Source organism: Micromonospora sp. M51 (assembly GCF_018070305.1).
GTDB classification, from domain to species: domain Bacteria; phylum Actinomycetota; class Actinomycetes; order Mycobacteriales; family Micromonosporaceae; genus Micromonospora; species Micromonospora parva.
Map to the genome: position 1 here is coordinate 1 of NZ_JAGPXZ010000175.1, position 9,322 is coordinate 9,322.

A 9,322-nucleotide genomic window follows, 5' to 3' on the forward strand; every position below is an offset into this window, starting at 1 on the left:
ATCTTCAGCAGCGCCGGGTCGACGTCGCCGACCCCGACCGTGATGGCGGAATCGCCGTGCCACCCGTCCAACACCGCGCCGCAGTCGATGGAGATCAGGTCACCGGGCTGGAGCACCTGCTTCGGCGACGGGATGGCGTGCACGATCTGCTTCACGGTCTCCAGACCGACGCCGACCATGATGAGCACAGCGGTGCCGCCGAACGGGAAGTTCTGGTACTGCTGGTTGTCCAGCCAGATGAAGAAGAAGTTCGGCAGGATCGAGATCACGCCGAGGTAGAGCGCGCCCGGCAGGGTGATCCGGCTGAGGATGAAGTCGAGGTAGTCGGCGGTCGGCTTGCCGGGGCGGATGCCCGGCACGAAGCCGCCGTACTTCTTCATGTTGTCAGCGACCTCGGTCGGGTTGAACGTGATCGACACGTAGAAGTACGTGAAGAAGATGATCAGCAGGAAGTAGACCGAGATGTAGATCGGGCTGCTCGGGTTGACCAGGTTGTTCTGGATCCACGACTGGGTCTTGCCCGGGTCGGTCTGGTCGAAGAACTGCAGCGCCAACTGCGGCAGGTAGAGCAGCGACGAGCCGAAGATGACCGGGATCACACCAGCCTGGTTGACCTTCAGCGGGATGTAGGTCGACGTGCCGCCGTACATCCGCCGGCCGATCATCCGCTTGGCGTACTGCACCGGGATCCGGCGCTGCGCCTGCTCGATGAAGGTGACAGCGGTGATGACCACCAGGACCAGGGCAATGACCAGGGCGAACATGTCCCAGCCCTTGCTGGTCTTGATCTGCCAGCCCTCGCTGGGCAGCCGCGCCGCGATCGAGGTGAAGATCAGGACGGACATGCCGTTGCCGACGCCGCGGTCGGTGATCAACTCGCCGAGCCACATGACCATGCCGGTGCCGGCGGTCATCGTCATCACCAGGATGGACAGCGTCAGCCAGTCCGGGATGCCGGTGCCGGTCGGGATGATCGGGAACTGGTCGCACCGGTTCTGGAACAGCTGGCCGGAGCGGGCCAGGGCCACGAACGCCGAGGCCTGCAGCACACCGAGGCCCAGGGTCAGGTAGCGGGTGTACTGGGTGATCTTCGCCTGACCGGCCTGGCCCTCCTTGCGGAGCTGCTCCAGACGCGGGATCACGACGGTCAGCAGCTGCAGGATGATCGACGCGGTGATGTAGGGCATGATGCCCAGCGCGAAGACCGAGAGCTGCAGCAGCGCTCCGCCGGAGAAGAGGTTGAGCAGGTTCACCACCCCGGTGGTGTCACCCTGGATGGTGTCGAGGCACTTCTGCACGTTGCCGTACGAGACGCCCGGGCTGGGGAGCGTTGCACCCAGCCGGTAGACCGCGATGATGCCTACTGTGAACAGCAGCTTCTTGCGCAGGTCAGGCGTACGGAACGCACTGAGAAAGGCGGACAGCAACTTCTTCCTCCTGCGCGAGGCGGGCCGCCGGTGATCCCTGGCGGGTCGGGGTGGATCACGGGCGAGTGCCCGCAATCCATGGCTGGGATGGGACTCTAACAGCCTCACCCCGGTCCGGGCAGATGCGCCCGACTACATAAATCGATTCCGATGTTACCGGGCGCTCAGGCCCCAGGCAGACCATGGCGCCCGCCAGTTGCTCACAACTGGACGGGCGCCATGGTCGTACGCCTTACAGCTCGGTGACGGAGCCACCGGCGGCGGCGATCTTCTCCTTGGCCGACGCACTGAACGCGTGCGCGGACACCTGGAGCGCCACACCGCCGAGATCCCCGGTGCCGAGGACCTTGACCGGGTGACCCTTGCGGACCGCGCCGGACTCGACGAGCTCCAGCGGGCCGACCTGACCACCGTTCGGGAACAGCTCAGCGAGTCGGTCCAGGTTGACCACCTGGAAGACCACCTTGAACTTGTTCTTGAAGCCCTTCATCTTCGGCAGGCGCATGTGGATGGGCATCTGCCCACCCTCGAACGCCGCCGAGATGTTCTTGCGGGCCTTGGAGCCCTTGGTACCGCGACCAGCGGTCTTGCCCTTGGAACCCTCACCGCGACCCACACGGGTCTTCGCGGTCTTGGAACCAGGCGCCGGGCGCAGGTGGTGAACCTTGATCGTCATTACTCGACCTCCTCGACCTTCACGAGGTGGTTGACCGTGAAGATCATGCCGCGGATCTCGGGCCGGTCCTCCTTGACCACCACGTCGTTGATCCGCTTGAGACCGAGCGAACGCAGCGAGTCACGCTGGTTCTGCTTGGTCCCGATACCGGACCGGAGCTGGGTGACCTTCAGGCGTGCCATCAGGACGCCACCCCCGCCCGCGACGCCAGCATGGCGGCCGGCGCGACGTCCTCCACCGGCAGACCACGACGCGCCGCGACCTGCTCGGGGGACTCAAGCCCCTTCAGGGCCGCCACGGTGGCGTGCACGATGTTGATCGGGTTCGACGAGCCGAGGCTCTTGGAGAGCACGTCGTGGATACCGGCGCACTCCAGCACGGCACGCACCGGACCACCGGCGATGACACCCGTACCGGCCGAGGCCGGCTTGAGCAGCACCACACCGGCCGCGTCCTCACCCGTCACCGGGTGCGGGATCGAGGCGCCGATACGCGGAACCTTGAAGAAGTGCTTCTTGGCCTCCTCGACACCCTTGGCGATGGCCGCGGGCACCTCCTTGGCCTTTCCGTAGCCCACGCCGACCGTGCCGTCGCCGTCGCCCACGATCACCAGGGCGGTGAAGCTGAAGCGACGACCACCCTTCACGACCTTGGCGACGCGGTTGATCGCGACGACCCGCTCAAGGTGCGGGGTCTTCTCGACGGGCGCGTTTCCGCGGCCGCCCTCACGGCGGTTGTCGCGGCGACCACCCTCGTTGCCACCGGACCCGCCGCCACGGCGCTGTTGACCTGGCATCAGCAGCCTTCCTTCTCTCTCGTGACGGGGTTGTTAGAACTCGAGCCCGGCTTCGCGGGCGGCGTCGGCAAGCGCGGCGACTCGCCCCGCGTACCGGTTGCCACCGCGGTCGAAGACGACCTTGGAGACGCCGGCGGCCTTGGCCCGCTCGGCGAGCAGCGCGCCCACCTTGCCGGCCAGGGCGCTCTTGTCGCCCTCCGCACCGCGCAGCGAGGCGTCCAGGGTCGACGCCGACGCCAGGGTGTGACCCTTGGTGTCGTCGACGATCTGGGCGACCATGTGCCGCAGGGAGCGGGTGACGACCAGGCGCGGACGCTCGGCCGTACCGCTGACGTTCTTGCGGACGCGGAAGTGTCGACGCGCACGCCCAACGGCGCGCTTGGCGGCGACACCGCGGCGGCGCTTGAGCAGCGTGGCGCTCACTTCTTACCTGCCTTTCCAGCCTTGCGGCGGATGACCTCGCCCTGGTACTTGACGCCCTTGCCCTTGTAGGGCTCCGGCGGGCGGATCTTCCGGATGTTGGCGGCGACCTCACCGACCTGCTGCTTGTCGATGCCAGCCACGTGGAACAGGGTCGGCCGCTCCACCGTGAAGGTGATGCCCGCCGGGGCGGGGACGACCACCGGGTGCGAGAACCCGAGCGCGAACTCGAGGTCCGAACCCTTGGCGGTGACCCGGTAACCGGTGCCGGCGATCTCCAGGCTCTTGCGGTAGCCCTCGGTGACCCCGACGATCATGTTGGCGACCAGCGTACGGCTCAGGCCGTGGAGTTCCTTGGCCTTGCGCTCGTCGTTCGGCCGGTTGACGCTCAGCTCGCCGTCCTCGCCACGCTCGATCGTGATCGGCTCGGCGAGGGTGTGCTCAAGCTGGCCCTTGGGGCCCTTGACCTTGACGGTCTGCCCGTCGATCGTGATATCGACGCCGGCTGGTACCGGGATCGACTTACGTCCAATTCGCGACATTTCTACCTGTCTCCCGTTACCAGACGAAGGCGAGGACTTCCCCGCCAACACTCCGCTTGCGGGCCTGCCGGTCGGTCAGCAGCCCCTGGGACGTCGAAATGATCGCCACGCCCAGCCCACCGAGCACCCGCGGGAGCCCGTCCGACTTGGCGTACACCCGGAGACCGGGCTTGGACACGCGCTTGATACCGGCCAGGCTCCGCTCGCGGTTCTGGCCGTACTTCAGCTCGACGACCAGTCGCTTGCCGACGGCGCCCTCCTCGGGCTCCTCGACCGACCAGGTGGCGATGTAACCCTCGGCCTTCAAGACCTCGGCGATGTTCGCCTTGATCTTGGAGTAGGGCATCTTCACCTGATCGTGGTACGCCTGGTTGGCGTTACGCAGACGCGTGAGCATGTCTGCGATCGGGTCGGTCATCGTCATGGATTTCGTCAGCCTTTCTCGCCGGGGTTCCCGGGGCACCAGCCCCGGGCCTACGGCGAAGAGCAATACCTAATCGGTGCAGGAGTTCCCGGCCGACGGCCGGGACGCGGTCGCCCTTACCAGGAAGCCTTGGACACGCCCGGCAGCTCACCGCGGTGAGCCATCTCCCGGATGCAGACCCGGCAGAGCCCGAACTTGCGGTAGACCGCCTTCGGACGCCCGCACCGCTGGCAGCGGGTGTACGCGCGAACCGAGAACTTCGGCTTCGCGGCCGCCTTGATGATCAGCGCCTTCTTGGCCATCTCAGTTCTCCTTGAACGGGAAGCCCAGGAGCTTGAGCAGCGCCCGGCCCTCGTCGTCGGTCGTGGCGGTCGTGACCACCGTGATGTCCATGCCCCGCTGGCGATCGATCTTGTCCTGGTCGATCTCGTGGAACACCGACTGCTCGGTCAGACCGAACGTGTAGTTGCCGTGCCCGTCCAGCTTGCGCCCGTCCAGGCCGCGGAAGTCGCGGATACGCGGCAGCGCGATGGAGAGCAGCCGGTCCAGGAACTCCCACATCCGGTCGCCACGAAGGGTGACCTTCGCGCCGATCGGCATGCCCTCGCGGAGCTTGAACTGCGCGATGGACTTGGTCGCCCGCCGCACCTGCGGCTTCTGGCCGGTGATCGTGGCGAGGTCGCGGACCGCACCGTCGATCAGCTTGGCGTCGCGAGCAGCCTCGCCGACACCCATGTTGACGACGATCTTGACCAGCCGCGGCACCTGCATGGGGTTGCCGTAGCTGTGCTGCTCACGCAGCTGGGCCACGATCTCGTTGCGGTACCGCTCCTTGAGGCGCGGCAGGGTCTTTTCGGTAGCCGTGGTCATCACAGGTCCTTACCGGTGCTACGCGCGATGCGGACCTTCTGGCCGTTGTCGTCGATCCGGTAACCGACGCGGGTCGGCTTGCCGTCGGAGTCCAGGACCTGCACGTTCGAGACGTGGATCGGGGCCTCCTGAGTGACGATGCCGCCGGTCTTGGCGCCACGCTGGGTGGTGCTGATGCGGGTGTGCTTCTTGACCCGGTTCACGCCCTCGACCAGGACCTTGTCCTGCCGCGGGTAGGCCGCGATGACCTTGCCCTTGGCACCCTTGTCCTTGCCGGCGATGACGACGACCGTGTCGCCCTTCTTGACCTTCACGGTCACAACACCTCCGGCGCGAGGGAAATAATCTTCATGAACCGCTTGTCCCGCAGCTCCCGGCCCACCGGGCCGAAGATACGGGTTCCACGCGGGTCCCCGCCGTCCTTGATGATGACGGCGGCGTTCTCGTCGAAGCGGATGTACGAGCCGTCCGGACGCCGCTTCTCCTTCGCGGTGCGAACGACGACAGCCTTGACGACGTCGCCCTTCTTCACACCGGCACCCGGGATGGCGTCCTTGACCGTGGCCACGATGACGTCGCCGATGCTCGCGTAGCGCCGACCCGAGCCACCGAGAACCCGGATGCACAGGATCTCCCGAGCACCCGTGTTGTCGGCGACGCGCAGTCGCGACTCCTGCTGAATCACGTCTATCTCCTATGTCTGCCGGTTCTCCGGCCGCCGTAGCGGCCGGAGCCTGGCGGAACCAACGCCCGACGCAACGCCGGGCGAGCTCGAGCCTTCGCTACTTGGCCTTTTCCAGGATCTCCACGATCCGCCAACGCTTGGTGGCGCTCAGCGGCCGGGTCTCCATGATGAGAACCCGGTCACCGGTGCCAGCGGCGTTCTGCTCGTCGTGCACCTTCAGCTTGCTGGTACGGCGCATGATCTTGCCGTACAGCGCGTGCCGAACCCGGTCCTCGACCTCGACCACGACGGTCTTGTCCATCTTGTCGCTGACCACCAGGCCCTCACGGACCTTGCGGCGGGACCGCGCGGCGGCGGTGGCGGTCTCTTCGGTCATGATGCAGTCACCTCAGTCGGCGCGGCCGAGAGCCCCAGCTCGCGCTCGCGCATGATCGTGTAGATCCGGGCGATCTCCCGACGGATGACCTGCAACCGCCGGTTGTTGTCCAGCTGCCCGGTTGCGGCCTGCACGCGGAGGTTGAACAGCTCCGCCTTGGCCTCCCGCAGCTTCGTGACCAGCTCCTCCTCGGAGAGCTCACGCAGCTCGGTCGCCTTAACGCCCGCTGCCATCAGGATTCACCCACTTCGCGCGTAACAATGCGGCACTTCATCGGGAGCTTGTGGATCGCGCGACGCATGGCCTCTCGCGCGATCTGCTCGTTGGGGAAGGACATCTCGAAGAGAACCCGCCCCGGCTTGACGTTGGCGACCCACCACTCGGGCGAACCCTTACCGGAACCCATCCGGGTCTCGGCAGGCTTCTTGGTGAGGGCCTGGTCCGGGAAGATCGTGATCCAGACCTTGCCACCACGCTTGATGTGGCGAGTCATCGCGATACGTGCCGACTCGATCTGCCGGTTCGTCACGTACGCCGGCTCGAGAGCCTGGATCCCGAACTCGCCGAACACCACCCGGTTACCACCCTTGGACGCGCCACTGCGGTCCGGGTGGTGCGGCTTGCGGAAGCCCTTCGGGGGCTTGCGCGGCATCAGCATCTGTCAGCCCTCCTGCTGCGTTTCTGCCGGAGCAGCAGCGGCGGCGACAGCTGCGCTGTCGACCGGCTCACCGCTCGGCGTCTCGGCCTGCTGCGCGATGGTGGTCGCAGCAGCCCGACCGGCCTCGGTGCCACCAGCCGTGGTGCCGGACGAACCCGACCGGCCACGGCGCGGACGCTCGGGACGGTCGCCGCGCTCACCACGACGCGGGCGGGACGGACCGGCCTCGGCCGGAGCCTCCCGGCCCGGGACGGCGTCGCCCTTGTAGATCCAGACCTTCACACCGATCCGACCGAACGTGGTACGGGCCTCGAAGAAGCCGTACTCGATGTTGGCCCGCAGCGTGTGCAGCGGAACCCGGCCCTCACGGTAGAACTCGGTCCGGCTCATCTCGGCGCCGCCGAGGCGACCCGAAACCTGAACCCGGATGCCCTTGCAGACCGGGTTCTTCATCGCCGACTGCATGGCCTTGCGCATCGCCCGACGGAAGCTGACCCGGCTGGACAGCTGCTCGGCCACGCCCTGCGCGACCAGCTGAGCGTCCGACTCGGGGTTCTTCACCTCGATGATGTTCAGCTGAACCTGCTTGCCGGTGAGCTTCTCAAGCTCGCCGCGGATCCGGTCGGCCTCCGCACCCTTACGGCCGATGACGATGCCCGGCCGGGCGGTGTGGATGTCGACCCGGACCCGGTCGCGGGTGCGCTCGATGTCGACCTTGGAAATCCCGGCACGCTCGAGGCCCTTGGACATCATGCGGCGGATCTTGACATCCTCGCCGATGTAGTCCTTGTAGAGCTTGTCCGCGAACCAGCGGGACTTCCAGTCGGTCGAGATGCCGAGCCGGAACCCAGTGGGGTGAACCTTCTGACCCATTACTCGGCGTCCTCCGTCTTGCTCTGCGCTTCGGCCGGTGCGGCCTCCGTGGCCGGGGCGGCCTTCTTAGCCGCGGCCTTCCTCGGTGCTGCCGGCGCGACCGCTTCGACCGCCACGGTGATGTGGCACGTGCGCTTGCGGATGCGGTAGGCCCGACCCTGGGCCCGCGGCTGGAACCGCTTCATCGTCGGGCCCTCGTCCACGAAGGCCTCGCTGACGAGCAGCGCGTCGGGGTCCAGCCGCTCGTTGTTCTCCGCGTTGGCGATCGCGCTAGCGAGCACCTTGTACACCTGCTCGCTCGCAGCCTGCGGCGCGAACTGCAGCACCGTGAGCGCCTCCTTCGCGGGCAGGCCGCGGACGAGGTTGACCACCCGGCGCGCCTTCATCGGCGAGATGCGCACGTGCCGCGCAACCGCCCGCGCGCCCGGAAGCACCGGAGCGTCGCCCTTTCCTGGCATCGCTGTAACCCCTTGTTCCCTCTATCCGTATGCCCGCGGCGTCAGCGCCGACGGCTCTTCCGGTCGTCCTTCTCGTGACCCTTGAACGTGCGGGTCAGCGCGAACTCGCCGAGCTTGTGCCCGACCATCGCCTCGGTCACGAACACCGGGACGTGCTTGCGTCCGTCGTGCACGGCGATCGTGTGCCCCAGCATCTCGGGGATGATCGTCGAGCGCCGCGACCAGGTCTTGATCACGTTCTTGGAGCCCTTGTCGTTCTGAACTTCCACCTTCTTGAGCAGGTGGTCGTCGACGAACGGGCCCTTCTTCAGGCTGCGAGGCATGTCTTATCTCCCTCAGCCGCGCTTACGCGTGGCGTAGCGACGGCGGACGATCAGCCGGTCACTCGGCTGGCCCTTACGGCGGGTGCGGCCCTCGGGCTTACCCTGCGGGTTGACCGGGTGGCGACCACCGGAGGTCTTACCCTCACCACCACCGTGCGGGTGGTCGACCGGGTTCATGGCGACACCACGGACGGTCGGGCGCTTGCCCTTCCATCGCATCCGGCCGGCCTTACCCCAGTTGATGTTCGACTGGTCGGCGTTGCCGATCTCGCCGATGCTGGCGCGGCAACGCACGTCGACCCGCCGGATCTCACCGGACGGCATACGCAGGGTCGCGTACGCGCCCTCACGGCCGAGCAGCTGGATGCCGACGCCGGCGGAACGGGCCAGCTTGGCCCCGCCACCCGGACGCAGCTCCACGTTGTGGATGGTGGTACCGACCGGGATGTTGCGCAGCGGCAGGTTGTTACCCGGCTTGATGTCGGCGCCCGGGCCGGACTCGACGCGGTCGCCCTGCTTCATGTCCTTCGGCGCGATGATGTACCGCTTCTCGCCGTCGGCGTAGTGCAGCAGCGCGATACGCGCGGTGCGGTTCGGGTCGTACTCGATGTGAGCGACCTTCGCCGGCACGCCGTCCTTGTCGACCCGCTTGAAGTCGATCAGACGGTACTGGCGCTTGTGACCGCCGCCGTGGTGCCGCGTGGTGATCCGGCCGTGGGCGTTACGCCCGCCCTTCTTCGGCAACGGAGCCAGCAGCGACTTCTCCGGCGTGGACCGGGGGATCTCGGCGAAGT

General features: G+C 67.1%; 18 protein-coding genes. All 18 read right to left on the bottom strand.

What is annotated here, in order from left to right; genetic code table 11:
- Window positions 1–1,427 (bottom strand): preprotein translocase subunit SecY (secY, locus tag KBX53_RS12270; RefSeq protein WP_247675506.1); only part of this gene is annotated, 1,427 nt, incomplete at its 3' end.
- 232 nt (window positions 1,428–1,659) lie between these two features.
- A complete protein-coding gene (gene rplO, locus KBX53_RS12275; RefSeq protein ID WP_030329906.1) occupies window positions 1,660–2,103 on the bottom strand; it encodes a 50S ribosomal protein L15 in 444 nt (147 codons plus the stop codon).
- Window positions 2,103–2,285: a 50S ribosomal protein L30 gene (gene rpmD, locus KBX53_RS12280; protein ID WP_030329904.1), complete on the bottom strand. Its 183-nt coding sequence runs from the start codon at window positions 2,283–2,285 to the stop codon at window positions 2,103–2,105. Before rpmD ends, rplO begins: the two co-directional genes overlap by 1 nt.
- Window positions 2,285–2,899, bottom strand: coding sequence for a 30S ribosomal protein S5 (rpsE, locus tag KBX53_RS12285; protein WP_018784559.1), 615 nt, complete (start codon window positions 2,897–2,899; stop codon window positions 2,285–2,287). Before rpsE ends, rpmD begins: the two co-directional genes overlap by 1 nt.
- 33 nt (window positions 2,900–2,932) lie before the next feature.
- Window positions 2,933–3,322 (bottom strand): 50S ribosomal protein L18, encoded by a 390-nt coding sequence (gene rplR, locus KBX53_RS12290; protein ID WP_030329901.1) that lies wholly within the window; start codon window positions 3,320–3,322, stop codon window positions 2,933–2,935.
- On the bottom strand, window positions 3,319–3,861 hold the full coding sequence (gene rplF, locus KBX53_RS12295; RefSeq protein WP_030329899.1) for a 50S ribosomal protein L6: 543 nt from the start codon (window positions 3,859–3,861) through the stop codon (window positions 3,319–3,321). Before rplF ends, rplR begins: the two co-directional genes overlap by 4 nt.
- Before the next feature lie 16 nt (window positions 3,862–3,877).
- Entirely contained in the window at window positions 3,878–4,285 is a 408-nt protein-coding gene (gene rpsH, locus KBX53_RS12300; RefSeq protein ID WP_007465270.1) for a 30S ribosomal protein S8, read from the bottom strand.
- A 116-nt stretch (window positions 4,286–4,401) separates the two neighbouring features.
- The gene (locus tag KBX53_RS12305) at window positions 4,402–4,587 is read right to left on the bottom strand and encodes a type Z 30S ribosomal protein S14 (RefSeq protein ID WP_007465272.1); all 186 of its coding nucleotides are present in this window, start codon (window positions 4,585–4,587) and stop codon (window positions 4,402–4,404) included.
- Window position 4,588: 1 nt separating this feature from the next.
- The gene (gene rplE, locus KBX53_RS12310; RefSeq protein WP_030329896.1) at window positions 4,589–5,155 is read right to left on the bottom strand and encodes a 50S ribosomal protein L5; all 567 of its coding nucleotides are present in this window, start codon (window positions 5,153–5,155) and stop codon (window positions 4,589–4,591) included.
- Window positions 5,155–5,475 (bottom strand): 50S ribosomal protein L24, encoded by a 321-nt coding sequence (gene rplX, locus KBX53_RS12315; RefSeq protein ID WP_007465276.1) that lies wholly within the window; start codon window positions 5,473–5,475, stop codon window positions 5,155–5,157. Before rplX ends, rplE begins: the two co-directional genes overlap by 1 nt.
- Entirely contained in the window at window positions 5,472–5,840 is a 369-nt protein-coding gene (gene rplN, locus KBX53_RS12320; protein ID WP_007073026.1) for a 50S ribosomal protein L14, read from the bottom strand. Before rplN ends, rplX begins: the two co-directional genes overlap by 4 nt.
- A gap of 97 nt (window positions 5,841–5,937) precedes the next feature.
- On the bottom strand, window positions 5,938–6,216 hold the full coding sequence (rpsQ, locus tag KBX53_RS12325) for a 30S ribosomal protein S17 (RefSeq protein WP_030329894.1): 279 nt from the start codon (window positions 6,214–6,216) through the stop codon (window positions 5,938–5,940).
- On the bottom strand, window positions 6,213–6,449 hold the full coding sequence (gene rpmC, locus KBX53_RS12330; RefSeq protein ID WP_007465283.1) for a 50S ribosomal protein L29: 237 nt from the start codon (window positions 6,447–6,449) through the stop codon (window positions 6,213–6,215). The genes rpsQ and rpmC overlap by 4 nt, the downstream gene beginning before the upstream one ends.
- Window positions 6,449–6,874, bottom strand: coding sequence for a 50S ribosomal protein L16 (rplP, locus tag KBX53_RS12335; RefSeq protein WP_007465292.1), 426 nt, complete (start codon window positions 6,872–6,874; stop codon window positions 6,449–6,451). The genes rpmC and rplP overlap by 1 nt, the downstream gene beginning before the upstream one ends.
- Window positions 6,875–6,877: 3 nt before the next feature.
- Entirely contained in the window at window positions 6,878–7,747 is an 870-nt protein-coding gene (gene rpsC, locus KBX53_RS12340) for a 30S ribosomal protein S3 (RefSeq protein WP_007465294.1), read from the bottom strand.
- Window positions 7,747–8,205: a 50S ribosomal protein L22 gene (gene rplV / locus KBX53_RS12345; protein ID WP_007465297.1), complete on the bottom strand. Its 459-nt coding sequence runs from the start codon at window positions 8,203–8,205 to the stop codon at window positions 7,747–7,749. The genes rpsC and rplV overlap by 1 nt, the downstream gene beginning before the upstream one ends.
- A 41-nt stretch (window positions 8,206–8,246) precedes the next feature.
- Window positions 8,247–8,528, bottom strand: coding sequence for a 30S ribosomal protein S19 (gene rpsS / locus KBX53_RS12350; RefSeq protein WP_007465299.1), 282 nt, complete (start codon window positions 8,526–8,528; stop codon window positions 8,247–8,249).
- Between the two features lie 12 nt (window positions 8,529–8,540).
- Window positions 8,541–9,322, bottom strand: a 782-nt coding sequence (gene rplB, locus KBX53_RS12355; RefSeq protein ID WP_210859244.1) for a 50S ribosomal protein L2, incomplete at its 5' end; no start/stop codon positions are given.